Below are 20,745 nucleotides of genomic sequence, written 5' to 3' on the forward strand. Positions count from 1 at the left end.
GACACAACAAGAGCAACTGGAGGTTTGAATGAAGGTATTGAAATCCACCCTGGCCATCGTGACCGCGGCCGCTGTATTGGGTGTCAGTGGTTTTGCCCAGGCTGGCGCCACCCTGGACGCCGTGCAGAAGAAAGGCTTTGTACAATGTGGCGTGAGTGACGGCCTGCCGGGTTTCTCGGTGCCGGATGCCAGCGGCAAGATCCTCGGGATTGACGCTGACGTGTGCCGCGCTGTGGCCGCTGCCGTTTTCGGCGACGCGACCAAGGTCAAGTTCAGCCAGTTGAACGCCAAGGAGCGTTTCACCGCGCTTCAATCGGGCGAAGTCGACATCCTGTCACGCAACACCACCATGACCAGCTCCCGCGATGCGGGCATGGGCCTTAAATTCCCGGGCTTCATCACCTACTATGACGGCATCGGTTTCCTGGTTAACAACAAGCTGGGCGTGAAAAGCGCCAAGGAACTGGACGGTGCAACCATCTGCATCCAGGCCGGTACCACCACCGAGCTGAACGTTTCCGACTACTTCCGTGGCAACAACCTCAAGTACACCCCGATCACCTTCGACACCTCCGATGAAAGCGCCAAGTCGCTGGAATCCGGGCGTTGCGACGTGCTGACCTCCGACAAGTCCCAACTGTTCGCCCAGCGCAGCAAGCTGGCCGCACCGAAGGACTACGTGGTTCTGCCGGAAACCATTTCCAAGGAGCCCCTGGGCCCGGTCGTGCGTAACGGCGACGACGAGTGGCTGGCCATCGTGCGCTGGGTTGGCTACGCGATGCTCAATGCCGAAGAGGCCGGTATCACCTCCAAGAACGTCGAAGCTGAAGCCAAGTCCACCAAGAACCCGGACGTTGCTCGTCTGCTCGGTGCCGACGGCGAATACGGCAAAGACCTGAAAGTGAAGAAGGATTGGGTGGTACAGATCGTCAAGCAAGTCGGTAACTACGGCGAAGTGTTCGAGCGCAACCTGGGCAAGAGCACCCCGCTGGAAATCGACCGTGGCCTGAACGCGCTGTGGAACAACGGCGGCATTCAATACGCACCGCCTGTGCGCTGATCGCTGATGGTTCTGTCACCCGGTGGGCCAACCGCCGGGTGATGTTCTGTTCCATTCTTTCCGGGGCACTTCATGCAAAATCAAATCGGCGCACCCAAGCAGAAGCTCAGCTTCAGCGATCCCAAAGTGCGTGCGTGGCTCTTCCAGATCATCACGATTGTGGCGGTGGTCTCGCTGGGCTGGTACCTCTTCAACAATACCCAGACCAACCTGCAACACCGGGGCATTACCTCGGGTTTCGACTTTCTTGAGCGCAGTGCCGGCTTCGGCATCGCGCAGCACCTGATCGACTACACCGAATCGGACAGCTATGCCCGGGTGTTTGTGATCGGTTTGCTCAACACCTTGCTGGTGACCTTTATTGGCGTGATCCTGGCGACACTGCTCGGGTTTGTCATCGGCGTGGCACGGCTGTCGCCGAACTGGATGATCAACAAGCTGGCGACCGTGTACGTGGAAGTGTTCCGCAACATTCCGCCGCTGCTGCAGATCCTGTTCTGGTACTTCGCGGTGTTCCTGACCATGCCGGGGCCGCGCAACAGCCATAATTTCGGTGACACCTTCTTCGTCAGCAGCCGTGGCCTGAATATGCCGGCGGCGCTTGCCGCTGACGGGTTCTGGCCGTTTGTGGTCAGCGTCGTGGTTGCCATTGCGGCGATCGTGCTGATGACCCGTTGGGCCAACAAGCGCTTTGAAGCCACCGGTGTTCCGTTTCATAAGTTCTGGGCGGGCCTGGCGCTGTTCATCGTGATCCCGGCGTTGTGCGCGTTGATTTTCGGTGCACCGCTGCACTGGGAAATGCCCAAGCTGCAAGGTTTCAACTTTGTCGGCGGCTGGGTACTGATTCCCGAACTGCTGGCACTGACCCTGGCGCTGACCGTCTACACGGCCGCGTTTATCGCCGAGATCGTGCGTTCGGGCATCAAGTCGGTCAGCCACGGCCAGACCGAAGCCGCGCGCTCCCTGGGCCTGCGCCCCGGGCCGACGCTGCGCAAGGTCATCATCCCGCAAGCCTTGCGGGTGATCATTCCGCCGCTGACCAGCCAATACCTGAACCTGGCGAAAAACTCGTCGCTGGCCGCCGGTATCGGTTACCCGGAAATGGTTTCGCTGTTTGCCGGCACGGTGCTCAACCAGACCGGCCAGGCCATCGAAGTCATTGCCATCACCATGAGCGTGTACCTGGCGATCAGCATCAGCATTTCCCTGCTGATGAACTGGTACAACAAGCGCATTGCGCTGATCGAGCGGTGAGGAAACGCCCATGAGTTCACATACATTCAAACCGGATATGCCGCCGCCGAACAAAGTCTTCGGGCCGATGGCATGGATGCGCGCCAACCTGTTCTCCAGCTGGCTCAACACGCTGCTGACGTTGCTCGCGTTCTACCTGATCTACCTGGTGGTACCGCCGATCCTCAGTTGGGCGATCATCGACGCCAACTGGGTTGGCACCACCCGCGCCGATTGCACCAAGGAAGGCGCCTGCTGGGTGTTCATCCAACAGCGCTTCGGCCAGTTCATGTACGGCTACTACCCCGGCGATCTGCGCTGGCGCGTAGACCTCACCGTGTGGCTGGCGATTGTCGGCGTGGCGCCGTTGTTCATCTCGCGCTTTCAACGCAAGGCGGTCTATGGCCTGAGCTTTCTGGTGCTGTACCCGATCATCGCATTCTTCCTGCTGCACGGCGGCGCGTTCGGGTTGACCAACGTGGCCACCAGCCAGTGGGGCGGCTTGATGCTGACCCTGGTCATCGCCACCGTCGGCATTGCCGGCGCGTTGCCGCTGGGCATCATGCTGGCGTTGGGGCGGCGTTCGAACATGCCGGCGATTCGGGTGGTCTGCGTGACCTTCATCGAATTCTGGCGCGGCGTGCCGTTGATCACGGTGCTGTTCATGTCCTCGGTGATGCTGCCACTGTTCCTGCCCGAAGGCATGGGCATCGACAAGCTGCTGCGCGCCTTGATCGGCGTGATCCTGTTCCAGTCGGCCTACGTGGCCGAAGTGGTGCGCGGCGGGTTGCAGGCGATCCCCAAGGGCCAGTACGAAGCGGCCGCGGCGATGGGCCTGGGTTACTGGCGCAGCATGGGGCTGGTGATCCTGCCGCAAGCGCTGAAGATGGTGATCCCCGGCATCGTCAACACGTTTATCGCGCTGTTCAAGGATACGAGCCTGGTGATCATCATCGGCCTGTTCGACCTGCTCAACAGCGTCAAGCAAGCCGCCGCCGACCCCAAATGGCTGGGCATGGCCACCGAAGGCTACGTGTTCGCCGCCCTGGTGTTCTGGATTTTCTGTTTTGGTATGTCGCGCTATTCCATTCATTTGGAACACAAGCTCGACACAGGCCACAAGCGTTAGGAGTTGTTGTTATGAGCGAAGCGATCAAACAGCCTGTGAGCCCTGAAGGCATTATCCAGATGCAGGGCGTCAACAAATGGTACGGCCAGTTCCATGTGTTGAAAGACATCAACCTCAACGTCAAGCAGGGCGAGCGTATCGTGTTGTGCGGCCCGTCGGGTTCGGGCAAGTCCACCACCATCCGTTGTCTCAACCGTCTGGAAGAGCATCAGCAGGGCCGTATCGTGGTCGACGGCGTGGAACTGACCAACGACCTCAAGCAGATCGAAGCGATCCGCCGTGAAGTCGGCATGGTGTTCCAGCACTTCAACCTGTTCCCGCACCTGACCATCCTGCAGAACTGCACCCTGGCGCCGATGTGGGTGCGCAAGATGCCCAAGCGCAAGGCCGAGGAAATCGCCATGCATTACCTGGAGCGCGTGCGCATTCCGGAGCAGGCCCACAAGTTTCCGGGGCAGCTTTCAGGTGGCCAGCAACAGCGTGTGGCGATTGCCCGCGCGCTGTGCATGAAGCCCAAGATCATGTTGTTCGACGAGCCGACCTCGGCACTCGACCCGGAAATGGTCAAGGAGGTGTTGGACACCATGATCGGCCTGGCCGAAGACGGCATGACCATGCTGTGCGTGACCCACGAGATGGGTTTTGCGCGCACCGTGGCCAACCGCGTGATCTTCATGGACAAAGGCGAGATCGTTGAGCAGGCGGCGCCGAATGACTTCTTCGATAACCCGCAGAATGATCGGACCAAGTTGTTCTTGAGCCAGATTCTGCATTGATTGCAGCTTAAAGAAACCCGGCTTTTACGCCGGGTTTTTTGCGTCTGTTCTCAAGGTGTTGTCAGGGTTTCATGTTCTCTATGTACCGTATTCTTGGAATTGCGCAGGTCTGCACCTTCACTCAGGACTTTCGCATCGACCATCAAGTGTGGATGACGCTCAAGCAAGCGCATCAGTATGACCAGTGACTTGGGTGGTAATACTTCGCCGCGTTCGTAGCGAGAAACCGCGTTGTGCCCGCCACCTGACAACAGTTCCACGGTTTCCTTTTGTGACAGATGCAATTTGCGGCGTATGCGTTTCAGCTCTGTGCCGATCATTCGCCGGAAGGTGTGGACTATGTCATCGCACAGGTTCGAATAGCGTTCTGCGTCTTGCGGATCGAGGAGCACTTCTCCACACGCCTCGCATTCCCACCCAGACAAATTGTCGATACGGCGAAGCAAGCCTTTCACTTCCATTGTCTCGCTGCGTCCCGAGAAATGAAGCATCCCGTCCTGCCTTCCGCAACTGCAACATTGTTGTCTTTTCATGTGTTTTTCTCCTTGAAGGAGATCACCGGAGGTCCGTCGCCTGGACGGTAAGTCACCTTTATTTAGATCTCCAAACCGTGCGAGCAAATGTGGTAAACGTCCTGCCAGGCACGATGATCGTCATAACTTGTCATCGACTTGTACAGCATCGTTCTTTTCAGCGCGTAGATGACTGCCTGCATCTCTCCTATATCCAGGCCAAGGTCTTTACCGCTCAGCCGTGCGGTCGCGGTAAAGGCTCTGAAGCCAAGCCGCCTGACATCCGCCTTTATCACCGCCAAATCGTAATGAGGTGTGTACTTTTCCATAAGACACCTGAGTCCAATAATTACCCTCTGAGGGTAATTTTACCAATCGAAAATACTGCTCCTTTTGCTGCCCAGGAACCCTAGTGCGTTGCCTTTGTAGGCAGCTCCGAATAGCCTGTGGGAAAATTCATCCCATGATTGGCCGTACTGCAGGCGATCTGCAGGCACTGCGCTTGGCAAGACCCGCAACGCGCCAAATCCCTCTGCCGGCAGTTGATCAATGAACCCTGAAACCCCACGCAAGACTGAACTTGAAGAGCTGCTGATTGACGCCGAGGCCGACGACGAGGTTGTGCAACACGCGCAGCCGAGCGTGGCCCGACCCTGGTTGCTGTTGCTCGGCCTGGTCCTGGTGGCGCTGAATCTGCGCCCGGCGCTGTCGAGCCTGTCGCCGCTGCTGGCGCAAGTCTCCAGCAGCCTGGGCTTGTCGGCCGCCAAGGCCGGTTTGCTGACCACCTTGCCGGTGCTCTGCCTGGGCCTTTTCGCGCCGACCGCGCCGCTGCTGGCGCGACGTTTTGGCGCCGAGCGCGTGGTATTGGGGATTCTGCTGACCCTGGCCGCCGGCATCATTCTGCGCGGTTCGTTCGGCGAGGTGGGCCTGTTCGCCGGCAGCCTGATTGCCGGTGCGAGCATCGGCATCATCGGCGTGTTGTTGCCGGGTATCGTCAAGCGCGACTTCGCCAGGCAGGCCGGTGCCATGACCGGTGTCTACACGATGGCCCTGTGCCTGGGCGCCGCCATGGCGGCAGGTGCCTCTGTGCCGCTGAGCCACTTCTTTGGCGACAGCTGGAAGATCGGCCTGGGCTTCTGGATCCTGCCGGCCCTGGTAGCGGCCCTGGTCTGGTTGCCGCAGGTTGGACAGAAACACGGTGCCCATCATGTGGCCTATCGCGTAAAAGGTTTATTGCGTGATCCGCTGGCCTGGCAAGTCACTCTGTACATGGGCCTGCAATCTTCCCTGGCCTATATCGTGTTCGGCTGGTTGCCGTCGATCCTGATCGGCCGGGGCCTGAGCGCGACCGAAGCCGGGCTGGCGCTGTCGGGGTCGATCATCGTGCAGCTGTTCAGCTCCCTTGCCGCGCCCTGGCTGGCAACGCGAGGCAAGGATCAACGCCTGGCAATCGTGGTGGTGATGCTGCTGACCCTGGGCGGTTTGTTCGGTTGTCTTTACGCACCGCTGGATGGCCTGTGGGGTTGGGCGATTGTGCTGGGCCTGGGGCAGGGCGGCACGTTCAGCCTGGCGCTGACCCTGATCGTGTTGCGCTCCCGCGATTCCCATGTGGCTGCGAACCTGTCGAGCATGGCCCAGGGCATCGGTTACACCCTGGCGTCCCTCGGCCCTTTCGCGGTCGGCCTGGTGCATGACTGGACCGGCGGCTGGACAGCCATCGGCTGGATCTTCGCCGTGCTTGGTCTGGGCGCCATCGTCGCGGGCCTCGGTGCCGGGCGTGCACGCTACGTGCAAGTCACCAGCGAGCACGTCTAGAGGTACACCACTTCCAGCGTGGCCGAGCCATCAAGCGCGGTCTCCACGCTCAAGTCGAGGTGCTTGCGGGCATTGATCACGGTCTGCACCGTGACAGTGCCCCCCAGGATGGCGATGGCCGTCGGCCCACTGACGCTGCCTTCCACCTCGGTGAAGCCCAGGTAGCTTCGCGAGCCGATGTCGATAGGGTTGAGGTTGGAGGTGCGCCACGCCAGGCCAGCGGTGGTGGACTCGGTGCCATAGACCTGCGGGGTGTTGCCGGCCTGGGTTTGGCGTGGGTCAAAGGTCAGGGAGTAGACCCCCAGGCGGTTGCCGCTGTGATCGAACCCCAGCCCGTAGTAGATCTCACTGTTGACCATGGCCGAGCCGTCCCGGTTGTCGCGCATGCGCAGGGCGTAGCGGACGGGGCCGTTGCAGGCGATGCCGATATGCAGGGTCTTGGCGGGCAGGCGCGTGGCGCTCTCCAGGTTCAGGTCCTGCTGGGCAATCTTGCCGTAGTCGATCAGGCCGCCGCTGGAAAGCTGCGGCAGGCAGGCAGCTGGAATGATCAGGCCGTGGACACTCAGGTCCACGGCCGATGCGGCCAACGCAGCGGGCGCACAGGCCAGTAACAACAGGCCGGAAAGAATGCGGGTTTTCATGGGACGGACTCCTCACAGTCATGGGTCAGGGGTAGACAATTTCGAGCGTGCCGGAACCGTTGATACGCACGACGTCACGCAGGTCCAGGGTTTGCATCGGCGCCAGGTAAGTCTTGATGCGCATCGTGCCGGTCAGGGTCTGCAGGGCGTCCGGCCCGGTGGTGACGCCGGGTTTGTCGGTAAAACCCATGATGCTGTTGGCAGCCATGGGGATTTGCCGCGCGGTGGAACTGCTCCACGCCACGCCATTGCTGGTCGAGTCGGTGCGGTACAAGGAGGGGAAGGCATCGGCGCTGAACTCCGCAGGATCGATGGTCAGGTAAAAGCGCCCGATCTTGTTGCGGCTGGCATCCAGGTCCAGGCCATAGGCGGTTTCATCCGTGCCGCCGGTGGCCGAGCCGTCGCGGTTGTCCTTCATGCGCAGGGCGAAGCGGATCGGCGCGTCGCAGGTCACGTTCAGGCGCAGGGTGCGGGTGGGCAAAGGTGTTTCAGTGCTGGCGTTGAGGTCTTTGGCATACAGGGTGCCGTAGTCCACCAGGCCTTGGTCGGACAAGGTTGGCAGGCAGGCGACAGGCGCAAAATGCGCGCGCAGTGTCAGTTCGCGGTAGCGCCCGTGGCGCGGGCCGTACAGCATCCCGGAGACTTCCCAGGTGGTCGCATCGCGCACTTGGGTGGCGGCAGGGTCGGCCCAGGCGCGCAAGGTCAACAGCAGCGCCAGGGTTTTCCCCGTGAGCACAACGTCCCGTTCCACCGGTGCGATGCCATGGCCGGGTCGCCACTGCACTGCGCCGCCACTGACCACAGGTGCCTGGCCCACGGCGGGCAGCAAACCCAGCTCCACCGCCCGGCCGTCGAGCAGGGCATCACCCACCTCAACGGCATAGCTGCCGTGCTCGGTAAACTGCAGGCGTTGCGCACTGGCGGCCAGCGCGCGGTAGAACAGGCTGAGGTCCTGGGCCTGTGGGCAGTTGACGGTTACGCTCAGGCGGCGTTCGCCGAGCAGGCGTTCCGGTGCGCTGTCGCTTTGCGCCAGGCGGCTCATCAGGCCGAAGTCCAGCAGCGGTTCGCTGACGTTCATTTGGCATTCTTCCACGGCCTGGACAGTGCCGGCGACGCCGATCAACAGCCACAGGCACAATTGACGCAGACAGGTTGCAAGGGACATGGCGGGAATCCTCAAGGTGCGTGACAGCGTGCGGGGGCCGTTTCGAAGTACACCGAGGGGTCGGCTTTTTCCGGCAGCGAGTAGCGCAATTGGCATCGGCCGCCTTCGGGAGTGGTTATCCACAGCATCGGTTGGCCCAGCACATTGGGTAAAAACACCTGGCTGCCTTCCTGCACCAGGGTGATGAACTCGCCATTGCCGCTGCTGACGGAAGCGCCTGCGGGCAGCGGTGCACCCTGTTCGGTGCTGACGGTGAGCAGCAAACGGCGGGTCAGGCCGACGCCAAATTCGACGCGCTCCACGGCGCCGCGTCCGGCCGAGATCATTGCCAGACCGTTGTTGATATCGGCGTTGCGCGGCAATGAACGGGTTTGCACTTCCACCGCGCTGCGACCGTAGGCAGCCACTTGCGGCACCACGGCCTGGCCCTGCCAGTCGGTCCACACCGGGCCGCTGGGAGTGCTGAGCTTGATGCCGCTCATATCGCCCACCGACACCAGGGCGAAGGTGTCACGCACCGGGTAGGGGGAAAGGGTCACGCCTGCGCCGTGCAGCACCACACCACCGCGCGCACTGCCCTGGTAACTGGAACGCTCGGCATCGGAGCGGCTGTAGCTCATATCCAACTGGCTGTAGCGCGGCAGCGCGGACACGCCAAGGGTGGCTTCAACTTGATGGTCGCTGCTGTCGTGCTCGGCGCTGACGCGATAACTGAGTTGGTCGTCGATCTGTTCGGTGATGCCCAGGCCGGTGCGGTTGTCGCCACCGGAGTTGCGCACCCAACTGCGTAGCCGGCGACTCTCGCCCAGCGGTACGCTGATATTCAGGTACACGGCGTTGTCCTGCTGCTGGCGGCCGCCCATTTGCCATTCGGCGCTGGCCGACAACGACACCGCACCAAGGCTTGTGCCCCAGGAGGCCAGCGCACGGCTGCTGCTGTCGCCGGCAAAATTGGCTGAGCGTGAAACCCCGGCGCTGAACGCACCCAGCTTCGGATGGGACCAGCCCAGGTTGAGGCTTTGCTGGTCGCGGTAGCGCGAATCACGGTTGTTGGCGTCGCGCGCGTAAGTGCTTTCTTCGAGTTCGCGATAGCCTATGCTGCGCCAGGAATTGGCGGCGCTGACGGACCATTGCTCACTCAGGCGCTGGGACCAGGACAGATCGGTCTGTACGCCGGACACCTTTTCCTGCGTCTGGGTGTTCGACACTTGTGTGGACAGTTGGATCTGACTGTCCAGCCACGGCAGCCAGCCCAGGCTCGCGCCTGTCGAACGGTATCCACGGGCTGCCAGCACGCCCGTGCCTAGGGTGACCTGCGGGTGCAGGGTGCCGGTCCAGCCGGCACTGACCACCCATGGATCATCACCTTTGGCATCGCCCACATTGCGCACCCGGCCTGCCGCGACCGAGTAACCCGGCGCCGGCAGGCCCAGGCCGAGCATGGCTGCGGGCACGGTGAAACGCCGCTCACCGCCAACGCTTTCCTTGACCGTGACTTCGACGTCCGAGCGCGTGTTCAAGCGACGCACATCGGTCAGGGTAAACGGCCCGGCGGGCACCACGGTGGAATGAATCAACGCGCCGTTCTGGCGCACTTCCACCTGGGCCGGGCTGTTGGCGATGCCCTGAATCAGCGCGCCCTGGCCCTGTTCTTGAAGGGCGTGTTCGGTGAGCACCTGCACGCCGGTGATCTGCGCGCCGGACAGCACGGGGTTGTACAGGTTGATTTGCCCGGCCTGCAGTACCGCCTGGTGGCTGGCGAAGGTGCGTTGGGCATAGGCTTCCAGATGGGTGCTACGTGACAGGCCATCCTGCCAGGTCTGCACCTGGCGACTGCGCACGATCCAGTCGCCGGCATTGAACCCCACCTCGGTATTGGCCGAACCAAAGCGGCTGGCGTCATCGCCGAAGCGGTTGTAGAAGCCGCTCAGGTCGTAGTTGAGCAGGCCGGCAAACCCGCCGGTTTCGTAGCCGGAGATATCCTGTTGTACCGGGCGCAGGGCTTTGGTGGGTACCACCAGCGATACCGTCAGTGTCGCCGGGTCTGGCTCCACCAGGGTTTGCGGGTACTGCGCAAGAAAATCATGACAGCTCTCGGTCCCACTGGGCGGCATCAGATTGGCGGCATCGAGCAAGGCGCGGTCGAAGCACAGATTGCCCTGCTGGTCGAAATTCACCGCCAACCGACCACGACGCTGACCGTTGACGCGCAGGTTGACGGTATGTTGCCCGGCCGCGTAACGCGGTGCGGCCAGCAACAGGCTGGCCAGTTGTGGGTCGATGCCGCGTTGATGCAAGGTCTGGGCATCGAAGCCTGACGGGCTGGAGTCTTCGGCGCACACTTTGGCGGGTATCAGCGCACACAGCAGCAATACCAGCGCCAAGGCAGGGCAGGCAGAGGGAGCGGGCACGGCTTCGCCGTCACGGTAACTCAATACTGTTTTCACGCAAGGTACTCGAGTAGTGAGCGCGCAGGCCTTGTGAGCCTGGCGTTCCGGTGACGATCAATAAGCCGTCACTTCGTTACTCAGGCGACGCAGTTGGCAGGCCGCCCGGGGTGTTCCGTCAGAAGCTGATCGGTGCGTCGTAAGCCTTGACCGCAAACCCGTATACGGTGGCCGGTTGCAGCCTTACCGTATGGGCCTGGCTACCGCTGGCCGGGACGCTCAAGGCTTCGCCGGGCAGCACATAGGTGCGCGGCAGCATGGCCTTGCCGTCGCCTGGCAGCAGGTGCAGTTCCTGCGCCAGTCGCACCACATACGGTGTGTCGTTGCGCACTTGCAGTTGGCCCTCGCGCAGTGTCCAGGTCAGGTCGGTCCAGGGCGTGCGGTTTGGCGCCAGGCCCTTGGGGTGCAGGATGACCGGCAGATTCTGGCGCACAGTCACGCCCACGCGGGCGTGCCCGGCGGCGGTGGCTGCGCGTCCCTGGGGCATGCCTTCGAAGACCGCGCGTTTAAGCCGTTGGGTGAGCAACGGTTGCCGGTTCTGCAGAATGAAACGCACCAGCTGGGATTTGGACGCCTCGACCCGCGACAGCGGCGGCGTCACCACCAGCAGCGGTTCGGTGTCTTCGGGAATGTCCTGCAAGGTGACATGCAGCAGGGCGAGCTGGCTGTCGGTATTGGTCACCGATACCGAGGCTTCGCCTTCGGCCTCATGCACGATCACCACCGAAGTGTCCGGGACCATGCCGTCGGCTTTTACCTGATCGCCGAGTATCAGTAGCAAGGCGATGAGGCCGACTGCGGTGTTTGAGAATGTCGTCGTCATGACGGGTTTTCCATTAAGCCAAAAAGAGGATCGATCAGAGGTAGCGCAGGTCCAGGACGATGGCGCCGTCGAGCGGGACTTCCTGATCCAGGGTCAGGTAACGCGAGAAGTTGATGGCGGTGCTCACTTGAAGCTGGACGATCAACTGGCTGATGAAGTCGGGTTGCCGGTCTCCCGCCGGTGCAAAGGCCATGTACGCGCGCGGGTAGGCGTTAGGCTCCTGTGACCAGCTTTCGCCGTTGTCTCTGGACGCCAAGACCTGCATGGCCTGCGTATCGCCCACCGCGTTGCGATAGGCCAATGCCACCGAGCCGAGGCGCTCCTCGGGGACATGAATGTTCCTGCCCAGCCCATAGAAATAATCGGGGGCCGACGAGGAGTCGGCGCGTTCGTCGATGCCAACCAGTGCAAACAGCATGGGCCTGGCGCACTGCACACGCAGGCCGAGCGTCTGGACCGGCAGCACGGTGAACTCATCGGCGTTGAGGCTGTGGGAAGCAATCCTGCCGTGATCGACGGTGCCGTCATGGCTCAGCTCGACATGGCAGGCATCCGGGGTTACCCGGCCGGTCACTGTGAGGTCGACGGCTGAAGCTGCGTGGGCTTCGACCATCGCGGTCAGGCCAAGCACGATGGTCACACTACGCCCCCATGCCGTGAGCACGGGCAACACCGGATGCCGCCCATGCCTGTCGGTGTTCAAGGGATGAGCGGCCATGGGTCAGAGGTACTTCACTTCGAGAGTGGCGGAACCGTCAAGGGTGACTTCGTTGCTGAGGTCCATCCCGGCGGTGCCCATAATGAAGGTCTGCACTTGCAGATCGACCACCAGGTCTTTGACGGCCAGCGGCTGGCTGTCGTCATCCATTGCGGCGACCGACATGTACAGGCCCGGATCCCAGAACTTTTCCTTGAACCAGGTGTTGCCTTGATCGGACGATGCAATCGGTTGCACCACTACGCCATCTTCGGCAAGCGGATTGGCCAGCGTGAGGTTATATCCGCCGAGCTTCTGGGTTTCATTGACGAAGCCCAGGCCGTAAGTCGAAGAGACACTTGAGGAGGCACGGTTATCGATCGAGTGCAGAGCGAACTGGATCGCGGCGTCGCAATTGACGGCCAGGACCAGGGTATGGTTGCCGATGACTGTCGGGGTTTCCGGGTTCAGGTCCTTGGCGGAGATCTTGCCGTGGTCGATCACACCACCAGCGGACAGGCTCGGCGTGCAGGCGCTGGGCACGATCAGACCCTTGACGGTCAGGTCCACGGTGGATGCGGCAAAGGTGGTGGCCGAGTGGAGCAACAGCACGCTGGCGGCCAGGGTGGTCAATCGGGTGTTCATCGGTAGGCTCCTTACAGGTAATTGACTTGCACGGTGGCGTGTCCGTCGATGGGCACTTCGTCGGTCAGCGTCAGGTTGCTGGCGGGAGCGATGTGCGTGATCAGGCGTATTTCGGCGTCCAGTTCCTGTACCGCAATCGGTGCCAGGCCGTCGTTGTCGGCGACCGCCGTCAACAGGGTATGGCTGAGCATTACCGAAGGCATCCAGGTCACGCCGCCATCCCTGGAGGTGATGGTGCGTACCGGCACGCCATCGGCCACCGGCATATACAGGCCAAGCCCGGCATCGCCGACTTTTTCATCGTTGGGGGTCACGCCCAGGCCATGCCAGCTGAAGTGGCTGGCGGTGGTGCCGGCGCGGTTGTCGATGGTGTTCAGGGTAAAAATGGTCGGCCCTTCGCAACGCACGTTCAACAGCATGGTTTCCCGGGGCAGGTCGGTGTAGGTGTCGGGGTTGAGGTCCTTGACCGATACCTTGCCGAAGTCGATGGTGCCGCCGGAGACCATGGGCGCGCAGGCGCTGGGGGTGATGATGCCTTTGACAGTCAGGTCATGGCTGCTGGCGGCCAATACCGGGCCGGCGCCGAACAGCAGCAGAGCCGCAGTGAGAGTAGCGAGGGGAGGGCTAACCATAGGTCACATCCTGTGGGGTTAGTGGGGGTTACAGGTACTTGACTTCAAAGGTCGCGGAGCCGTCGATCGCCACTTCGTCGGTCAAGGTCAGATTTTTTGCCGGAGCGATCGCTGTGTAGAGCGTGACGTCCAGCATCGCGTCCTTGATCGGGTGCGGTGCCCAACCGCTTTCACCGCGGCTGCCCAGTGCCACCAGCTCGTTGGGGGCGATGCCATCGTCAGGCAGCAGCGTTACCCAGCGTCCGTCGGCGTTGTACATGGCCAGTAACGTGGATGGGGTTTCGGCGACGGGGTTGCTGAAGGCCAATTGATACATGCCCAACTTCTGGTTTTGGTTGATCATGCCCAGGCCGAAGGCGGCGCCGTACATGGCCGAGCCGGCGCGGTTGTCGATGGGCTCAATGGCGAACAGTGTTGCGGCATCGCAGTTGACGCTCAGTTGCACAGTCTTGCGCTCCAGATAGGTGCTCTTGTCGAGGTCCAGGTCTTGTGCCGCGATTTTTCCAAAGTCGATATCACCTGGCAGGCTGGGCGTGCAGGCGCTGGGCGTAATCAAGCCTTTGACGGTCAGGTCGACGCTGCTGGCGGCGAACGCTGAAGATGTCATGACGAGCAGCAGGGCACTGCTCAGTAGGGATACGGAGGTTTTCATTTCAAATTGTTCCATCGCAGGTCTGGCAGATAGAGGCGCGTACAGGTCAGCGCCCGGCCCTGTGTGGGCGAGTGGTTGACTTGGCGGCGGTCTCGATGTTTTTCGCGGTTGCCGGGGGAGTGGCAAACTTTCCCTCTTTTTGGGGTGGGCATAATTTAGCGAGGGAGCTGCGAGGCGCAAATACAACTAATACGACATTGGCGAAGCGAGGCTGGCACGCTATTCGGAGGGCTATTTCTGCAGCGTTTTTCGTAGTTGTTGTATCGGCTTGAACGTACTCGAAAGGTTATAGGTTGAGGGGCGATAACCTTCAAAAGAGTGTGTCTGATGCTGTCGCATGGCAGGTCGCCCTGGCGACTGCGTCAATGCCGCGAATCGCTGCCGAATTAACAACCACGAAGAGGTACTGATGGGTTCGCCAGGAGGTTCAACCGCAGGAGCGAACCGGACAGTCAAACCGCCTTTTGTCCCCCCGCCTCATTGGCAGCACTTGAATGTTCTGGTCGTGGAGGATCATTCAGCCTATCGCCTGTTGTTGGGGTGGCTGCTGCAAAAACTGGGACTCGGACATCAACTGGCCGCCGATGGCTTCATGGGGTTGGACGCCTTTACCCATCGGCCCTTCGACCTGGTCATCAGCGATTGCAGGATGCCCCTCATGGACGGCTACAGCATGGCCCGCGCCATTCGCCGGCACGAGCGCAAAAACGGGTTGAAGCGAGTGCCGATCATTGCCTTGACCGCCAACCTGCAAAACGACAGTCCCCAACGTTGTCGCCAGGCCGGCATGGACGCCTGGCTGGTCAAGCCACTGACCCTTGAACAACTGCACGCCGTGCTGGTGCGCTGGTTGCCGGGCGATGACGACCCGTGCGTTGTAAAAGAAGCCGCCGTGCCGATTGTGAATTGGCCAACCCGTGCCTCGCTTGTCGCCACGTTCGGCAGCGACCTTATTGTCGACCAATTGCTGGAAAGCCTGCTGGTGGAGGCTTGGGAAGACCTGCGTGTGTTACGTCATGCGCGTGCGACGTTGAACGCATCACTGACCGCCGAGCATCTGCATCGGTTGATTGGCAGTCTGGTGTTTCTGGGAGGCACGGGCCTTGAAACCAGCGCCGTGAGTTTGATCAAACAGGTCCAGTGTGATGGCGTTGCTGCGCACAGAGCGCAGTTGGAAGGGTTCGAGGCACAGCTGTGCACCTATCTCCATTACCTGTCCGACGTTTGAAGAATGCTGTTGCAGAGCGCTTTATCTATACGCCGATCTAGTTTTGCCTGTAGGTGTTTTCCTTTTGTTTTGTAGTCCAAAAAGGAGCCGCTACTGAACATTGGGCCCGGCCGCAAGCGGCTCTTTGTTAGCAGTTGTTGATGATCGCAGGCAGAGGTATTTTGCGCGGATTCAAGTTGCCATCATTCGTGGGTACCTATGCTTCGAGTAATTATTGCTGACGATCACCCCATTGTCCGAGTCGGGCAAAAAGTCGTGATCGAGGCGAATGGCAAATGCAAGGTGGTCGGTGAAGCCGACGGCCCCGATCAGCTGCTAGGGGTGCTGAGTCATACGCCATGCGACATGCTGGTCACAGACTTCGCCATGCCCGGCGGCCAACAGGCCGATGGTTATTGCCTGTTGGGCCTGCTGCACCGCCAGTATCCGCAGTTGCCGGTGATTCTGGTGACGATGTTCGCCAACGTCGCCACCCTGCGCGCCGCCTTTGCCCATGGCGCCAGGGCGGTGGTTGCCAAAAGCGCCTCGGCCAAGGAGTTGCCCCTGGCGATCAAGGCGGTACAGGCCGGGCAGACCTTCGCCAGCGAATGCTTGCGGGTGCAACTGGTGGAGGCCGGCACGGGTGATCAGTCCCAGGAGCCCCAGTTGTCCGGCAAGGAGCGCGAGGTGGTGCGCATGTTGGCCAGCGGCATGACCGTCAGCCAGATCGCAGCCCAGGTCAACCGCAGCGTCTCCACGATCAGCAAGCAGAAGAGCACGGCCATGCAGCGCTTGAGTATTTCCACCGACGTTGACTTGTTCGCCTACGCCCGCAGTACCGGCATAGCGCCGTAGCCCGCCCATTTGCCTGGCGAATGACAGTAGCCATGGCGGCGTGGGCGGCTTATCGTGCGCCTACTCTTTCGACCCCTGCGGAGCCTGCCCATGAGTGATGCCCATAACGCCTTGATCAGCCGATTCTACAGCGCCTTCCAGCGTCTGGATGCCGAGGCCATGGTTGCCTGCTACAGCGATGACGTGGTGTTCAGCGACCCGGCCTTTGGCGAACTGCGAGGCGGTGATGCGGGGGATATGTGGCGCATGCTCACGACGCGGGCCAAGGATTTTTCCCTGACGTTCGACCAGGTACGCAGCGACGAACGCACCGGCAGCGCACACTGGGTGGCCACCTATTTGTTCAGCGCGACCGGCAATACCGTGGTCAATGATATTCAGGCGCGCTTTGTCTTTCGCGATGGCAGGATCTGCGAGCACCATGACCACTTCGACCTGTGGCGCTGGTCGCGCCAGGCGTTGGGCACCAAGGGCCTGCTGCTGGGCTGGACGCCGCTGGTGCGAAACGCTGTGCGCGCCCAGGCGAACAAAGGCCTGAAGGCATTCCAGGCCAGTCGTTGATAAACTGCGCGCCCCTTTGCCTTGCCGAATCTGTCCGTGAGCACACCTGAACCCAAGCCCTGGTACGTCTACCTGGTGCGCGCCGCCAATGGCGCGTTGTATTGCGGCATCAGCAACGACCCGGTGCGCCGGTTTGCCTCCCACCAGAGCGGCAAGGGCGCGCGGTTTTTTCTGTCCAGCCCGGCAGTGGCGCTGGTGTACACCGAGCAATGCGCGAGCAAGGGCGAGGCGTTGCGTCAGGAGCGCTTGATCAAGAAATTGAAGAAGAGCGCCAAGGAGTGCCTGGCAGCGGGTGGTTCATCACGCTGACTGATAGGTGCCCATCACACCGTCGAGGGTTGTTGCGCGGTAATCTGCGCACTCACTCGCCAAGCGGAAACCCGTATGTCTGAGCTCATCCTGCATCATTACCCCACCTCACCCTTTGCGGAAAAAGCGCGGCTGTTGTTGGGCTTCAAGGGGCTGTCCTGGCATTCCGTGCACATTTCGCCGGTGATGCCCAAGCCTGACCTGACGGCCTTGACCGGCGGTTACCGCAAGACTCCGGTGCTGCAGGTGGGGGCGGACATCTACTGTGACACCGCGCTGATCGCTCGCCGCCTGGAGCAGGAAAAGTCCTCGCCGGCCCTGTTTCCGCTGGGCCAGGAAATGATTACCCAGACCTTTGCCACCTGGGCCGACAGCGTGGTGTTCGCCCATGCCGTCAGCCTGGTGTTCCAGCCGGAATCGGTGGCGGTGCGCTTTGGCAAGCTGCCACCGGAGGCCATCAAAGCCTTCATCGCTGACCGCGCCGCGTTGTTCAGTGGCGGCACGGCCAGCAAGCTCCCGGCTGAGCTGGCCAAGCATCAGTGGCCCGCGATCATGACGCGGTTGGAGCAGCAGCTACAGGGTGAATCCGGCGACTTCCTGTTCGGCGCGCCGTCGATTGCCGACTTTGCCCTGGCCCACTCACTGTGGTTCCTCAAGGCCACGCCGGTTACCGCGCCGTTGGTGGATGCTTATCCGGCCGTGCTGGTTTGGCTGGAGCGTGTGTTGGGCTTCGGCCACGGCACCGCCAGCCAGATGACGGCAGATCAAGCCTTGAAGATCGCCCGCGAGGCGACCCCGGCACCGCTGCCGGATGATGGGTTCGAGGACCTGAACGGCTTCAAGGCGGGTCAGCACGTGACTATCGCGGCGGTCGACTATGGCGTCGACCCCGTGGCCGGTGAGTTGCTGTTTGCCGGGCGCGAAGAGTTGATCCTGCGCCGTACTGATGAGCGTGGCGGTACCGTGCATGTGCATTTCCCTCGCTGGGGTTTTCGCCTTCAGGCGCAATAGCTGAAAAATAATTGCCAGCTCAAGTGAGGTAAATCGCCCGCCCATCCGTGTAGTGCATGAAACTGCGATCAATTCGCATTAACAGCGTTTTCTACACGGGTTCTCACAGCATGAAGTCGACGGCGGGCGGTTGGGTCAAACAGTGGCTGGGAGCCTCGGTACTGATGGTGTCGGGGGTGGCCCTGCTGCCCCTGGCGGTTGCGCAGGCGCAGGAGCAACAAAGCGCCCAGTTCAATTTTGCCCTGGCGGCCAAGCCGCTGCCCCAGGCCCTGAGCGATTTCAGCCGGGTCACCGGCATCAGCGTGATCTATACCGATGAAGCGCCTTACGGCCTCAATGCCCCGGCAGTCAGCGGGCAAATGAGCCCGACCCAGGCCCTGCAACGCCTGCTGAGCCAATCCGGTTTCACCTTCCGCCAGATCGACGCCCGCACCCTGGCCCTGGAACCTGTGCCTACCGACGGCGCGGTCAATCTCGGCGCTACCACCATCAGCGGCGCCAACCTCACCCAGGACAGCACCAGCTACCAGCCGCCGCCGACCAGCTCGGTGATGCGTTCCCATGGCCTGCTGCTGGAAACCCCGCAGACCGTCAACGTAGTCCCGGCCCAAGCACTGCGCGACCAGCAACCGCGCAACCTGGATGACGCGCTGGGCAATATCAGCGGTATCACCCAGTCCAACACCCTCGGCAGCACCCAGGACGCGGTGATGTTGCGCGGTTTTGGCGACAACCGTAACGGCTCGATCATGAAGGACGGCATGCCGGTGGTGCAGGGGCGTGCCTTGAACGCGACGGCCGAGCGCGTCGAAGTGCTCAAGGGCCCGTCGTCGTTGCTGTATGGCATCCAGGACCCCGGTGGCGTGGTCAATATCGTCAGCAAAAAGCCCGAACTGCTGCAGTCCACTGCCCTGACCGCGCGCGGCTCGACCTTCGGCAGCGGCAAGAACGGCGGCGGCGGCAGCCTGGACACCACCGGCCCACTGGGTGGCAGCGGCCTGGCCTATCGCCTGATCGTCGACCATGAAGATGAAGACTACTGGCGCAACTACGGCACCCACCGCGAGACGTTGGTGGCGCCGTCGCTGGCATGGTACGGCGACACCACCCAAGTGGTATTGGCCTATGAGCACCGCGAATTTCTCTCGCCATTCGACCGTGGCACCGCCATCGATCCCAGGACCAACCATCCGCTGAACATCCCCGCCACCCGCCGTCTGGATGAGCCGTTCAACAACATGGAAGGCCGCTCCGATCTGTACCGCCTCAGCGTCGATCATGATCTCAACGACGATTGGAAAGCCCATTTTGGCTATAGCTGGAACCGCGAGACCTACGACGCCAGCCAGGTACGCGTGGTCAAGGTCAACACCAACGGCACCCTGACCCGCAGCATGGACGGCACCCAGGGCGCGCTGACCACCGACCGCTTCGCCACCGCCAGCCTTGAAGGCAAGGTGAATGTGGCGGGTATGCAACATGACCTGGTGTTCGGCCTGGATGACGAGTACCGCAAAATCTACCGCGCCGACCTGATCCGCCAGACGCCGCGGGGTGTTTTCAACTACAACGATCCGGTGTACGGCAACGAAGTGGCGGGCTCCAAAGTCAGCGCGCCGGACAGTAACCAGACCGACCTGCTGCGCAGCGATTCATTGTTTTTCCAGGACGCCATTCACCTGAACGACCAGTGGATCCTGGTCGGCGGCGCGCGCTACCAGATGTACGACCAATACGCCGGCAAAGGCGTGCCGTTCACCGCCAACACCGATGGCAACGGCCAGAAATGGGTGCCGCGCGCCGGGCTGGTGTATCGCTACACTGATGAGTTGTCGTTCTACGGCAGCTACACCGAGTCGTTCAAACCCAACTCCACCATCGCGCCGCTGGCCAACAAGACCGTACTGGATGGCAGCCTCGACCCGGAAGAGTCCAAGGCCTGGGAGCTGGGCACCAAGTTCGACCTGCCGGGGCGTATCACCGCGAGCGCGGCGCTGTTCACCATCGACAAACGCAATGTGCTGGTGCAGGTGGGCGACGGTTTGACCTCGGTCTACAGCGTGGCGGGCAAGGTGCGCTCCCGTGGGCTGGAAGTGGATGCCAGCGGCCAGTTGACCGACCAGTGGAGCCTGATCGGCAGCTACGCCTACACCGATGCCGAGGTCACCGAAGACCCGAGCCTCAAGGGCAATCGCTTGCAGAACGTGGCGAAAAACACCGGCTCGCTGTCGGCGGTGTATGACTTCGGCAGTATCCTGGGCGGTGATCAACTGCGCGTCGGCGCCGGCGCGCGTTATGTCGGTGAGCGGGCAGGGGACGCGGCCAACAGTTTCGAACTGCCGAGTTATACCGTGGCTGATGTGTTCGCCAGCTATGACACCCGACTTGACGGGCAGAAGGTCAAGTTCCAGCTCAACGTGAAGAACCTGTTTGACCGCACCTATTACACCTCTTCGGTGAATACGCAGTTCGTGTCTATTGGCGATGCGCGGCAGGTATCGGTGTCCAGCACCCTGACGTTCTGACTGCGGTTCGCTTTGTGTGGGAGGGGCTTGCCCTGATGCCAGTCAGTTAA

General features: G+C 61.7%; 20 protein-coding genes and 1 pseudogene. 11 read left to right on the top strand and 10 right to left on the bottom strand.

The window, feature by feature from the left end; translation table 11 throughout:
- Window positions 1-28: 28 nt before the first annotated feature.
- The 4 genes from MRY17_RS04855 (at window position 29) to MRY17_RS04870 (ending at window position 4,198) form a co-directional block, all read left to right on the top strand.
- The gene (locus MRY17_RS04855; protein ID WP_016978213.1) at window positions 29-1,060 is read left to right on the top strand and encodes an amino acid ABC transporter substrate-binding protein; all 1,032 of its coding nucleotides are present in this window, start codon (window positions 29-31) and stop codon (window positions 1,058-1,060) included.
- Window positions 1,061-1,132: 72 nt separating this feature from the next.
- Window positions 1,133-2,314 carry an amino acid ABC transporter permease gene (locus MRY17_RS04860; protein ID WP_124431570.1) on the top strand — a complete coding sequence of 394 codons (1,182 nt, stop codon included), beginning with the start codon at window positions 1,133-1,135 and terminating at the stop codon, window positions 2,312-2,314.
- Window positions 2,315-2,324: 10 nt separating this feature from the next.
- Window positions 2,325-3,422: an amino acid ABC transporter permease gene (locus tag MRY17_RS04865; protein WP_016978216.1), complete on the top strand. Its 1,098-nt coding sequence runs from the start codon at window positions 2,325-2,327 to the stop codon at window positions 3,420-3,422.
- Between the two features lie 11 nt (window positions 3,423-3,433).
- A complete protein-coding gene (locus MRY17_RS04870) occupies window positions 3,434-4,198 on the top strand; it encodes an amino acid ABC transporter ATP-binding protein (RefSeq protein WP_003171943.1) in 765 nt (254 codons plus the stop codon).
- A 50-nt stretch (window positions 4,199-4,248) separates the two neighbouring features.
- Here MRY17_RS04870 and MRY17_RS04875 read toward each other — a convergent pair whose 3' ends face one another.
- Together MRY17_RS04875 and MRY17_RS04880 are read right to left on the bottom strand one after the other, a co-directional pair.
- The gene (locus MRY17_RS04875) at window positions 4,249-4,731 is read right to left on the bottom strand and encodes a type II toxin-antitoxin system MqsA family antitoxin (RefSeq protein WP_065885872.1); all 483 of its coding nucleotides are present in this window, start codon (window positions 4,729-4,731) and stop codon (window positions 4,249-4,251) included.
- Window positions 4,728-5,039: pseudogene (locus MRY17_RS04880) on the bottom strand (type II toxin-antitoxin system MqsR family toxin). The gene MRY17_RS04875 and the pseudogene MRY17_RS04880 overlap by 4 nt, the downstream one beginning before the upstream one ends.
- A gap of 220 nt (window positions 5,040-5,259) precedes the next feature.
- Between MRY17_RS04880 and MRY17_RS04885 the strand changes: the two are divergent.
- Entirely contained in the window at window positions 5,260-6,525 is a 1,266-nt protein-coding gene (locus MRY17_RS04885) for a CynX/NimT family MFS transporter (protein WP_243353367.1), read from the top strand.
- On the opposite strand, the gene MRY17_RS04890 is transcribed toward MRY17_RS04885, so the two are convergent.
- The 8 genes from MRY17_RS04890 to MRY17_RS04925 all read right to left on the bottom strand — a co-directional run bounded on the left by MRY17_RS04890 (window position 6,522) and on the right by MRY17_RS04925 (window position 14,227).
- Window positions 6,522-7,166, bottom strand: coding sequence for a DUF1120 domain-containing protein (locus MRY17_RS04890; protein ID WP_181283234.1), 645 nt, complete (start codon window positions 7,164-7,166; stop codon window positions 6,522-6,524). The genes MRY17_RS04885 and MRY17_RS04890 overlap by 4 nt on opposite strands.
- 25 nt (window positions 7,167-7,191) lie before the next feature.
- Window positions 7,192-8,331: a DUF1120 domain-containing protein gene (locus tag MRY17_RS04895; protein WP_243353368.1), complete on the bottom strand. Its 1,140-nt coding sequence runs from the start codon at window positions 8,329-8,331 to the stop codon at window positions 7,192-7,194.
- 11 nt (window positions 8,332-8,342) lie between these two features.
- Entirely contained in the window at window positions 8,343-10,778 is a 2,436-nt protein-coding gene (locus MRY17_RS04900) for a fimbria/pilus outer membrane usher protein (RefSeq protein WP_243353369.1), read from the bottom strand.
- A gap of 118 nt (window positions 10,779-10,896) precedes the next feature.
- Window positions 10,897-11,601: a fimbria/pilus chaperone family protein gene (locus tag MRY17_RS04905; RefSeq protein WP_243353370.1), complete on the bottom strand. Its 705-nt coding sequence runs from the start codon at window positions 11,599-11,601 to the stop codon at window positions 10,897-10,899.
- A 34-nt stretch (window positions 11,602-11,635) separates the two neighbouring features.
- Window positions 11,636-12,319, bottom strand: a complete 684-nt coding sequence (locus MRY17_RS04910) for a DUF1120 domain-containing protein (RefSeq protein ID WP_191956406.1) — start codon at window positions 12,317-12,319, stop codon at window positions 11,636-11,638.
- Window positions 12,320-12,322: 3 nt separating this feature from the next.
- The gene (locus MRY17_RS04915; protein ID WP_243353371.1) at window positions 12,323-12,943 is read right to left on the bottom strand and encodes a DUF1120 domain-containing protein; all 621 of its coding nucleotides are present in this window, start codon (window positions 12,941-12,943) and stop codon (window positions 12,323-12,325) included.
- An 11-nt stretch (window positions 12,944-12,954) separates the two neighbouring features.
- Complete coding sequence (locus MRY17_RS04920) at window positions 12,955-13,575, bottom strand: DUF1120 domain-containing protein (protein ID WP_191951606.1); 621 nt, start codon at window positions 13,573-13,575, stop codon at window positions 12,955-12,957.
- Between the two features lie 28 nt (window positions 13,576-13,603).
- The gene (locus MRY17_RS04925) at window positions 13,604-14,227 is read right to left on the bottom strand and encodes a DUF1120 domain-containing protein (RefSeq protein WP_181283241.1); all 624 of its coding nucleotides are present in this window, start codon (window positions 14,225-14,227) and stop codon (window positions 13,604-13,606) included.
- Window positions 14,228-14,636: 409 nt separating this feature from the next.
- On the opposite strand from MRY17_RS04925, the gene MRY17_RS04930 reads away from it, so the two are divergent.
- From MRY17_RS04930 to MRY17_RS04955, 6 genes are all read left to right on the top strand, one after another.
- The gene (locus MRY17_RS04930) at window positions 14,637-15,455 is read left to right on the top strand and encodes a response regulator (protein WP_181283242.1); all 819 of its coding nucleotides are present in this window, start codon (window positions 14,637-14,639) and stop codon (window positions 15,453-15,455) included.
- A gap of 198 nt (window positions 15,456-15,653) precedes the next feature.
- Window positions 15,654-16,289, top strand: a complete 636-nt coding sequence (locus MRY17_RS04935) for a response regulator transcription factor (RefSeq protein ID WP_181283243.1) — start codon at window positions 15,654-15,656, stop codon at window positions 16,287-16,289.
- Between the two features lie 90 nt (window positions 16,290-16,379).
- On the top strand, window positions 16,380-16,850 hold the full coding sequence (locus tag MRY17_RS04940; RefSeq protein ID WP_191956408.1) for a nuclear transport factor 2 family protein: 471 nt from the start codon (window positions 16,380-16,382) through the stop codon (window positions 16,848-16,850).
- A 36-nt stretch (window positions 16,851-16,886) separates the two neighbouring features.
- Complete coding sequence (locus tag MRY17_RS04945; protein WP_191956409.1) at window positions 16,887-17,159, top strand: GIY-YIG nuclease family protein; 273 nt, start codon at window positions 16,887-16,889, stop codon at window positions 17,157-17,159.
- Between the two features lie 75 nt (window positions 17,160-17,234).
- Entirely contained in the window at window positions 17,235-18,170 is a 936-nt protein-coding gene (locus MRY17_RS04950; RefSeq protein WP_191956410.1) for a glutathione S-transferase family protein, read from the top strand.
- 110 nt (window positions 18,171-18,280) lie between these two features.
- A complete protein-coding gene (locus MRY17_RS04955) occupies window positions 18,281-20,695 on the top strand; it encodes a TonB-dependent siderophore receptor (protein WP_191956411.1) in 2,415 nt (804 codons plus the stop codon).
- The last annotated feature ends 50 nt before the right edge of the window (window positions 20,696-20,745 follow it).

It is taken from the genome of Pseudomonas orientalis, from assembly GCF_022807995.1.
Taxonomy (GTDB): Bacteria; Pseudomonadota; Gammaproteobacteria; order Pseudomonadales; family Pseudomonadaceae; genus Aquipseudomonas; species Aquipseudomonas orientalis_B.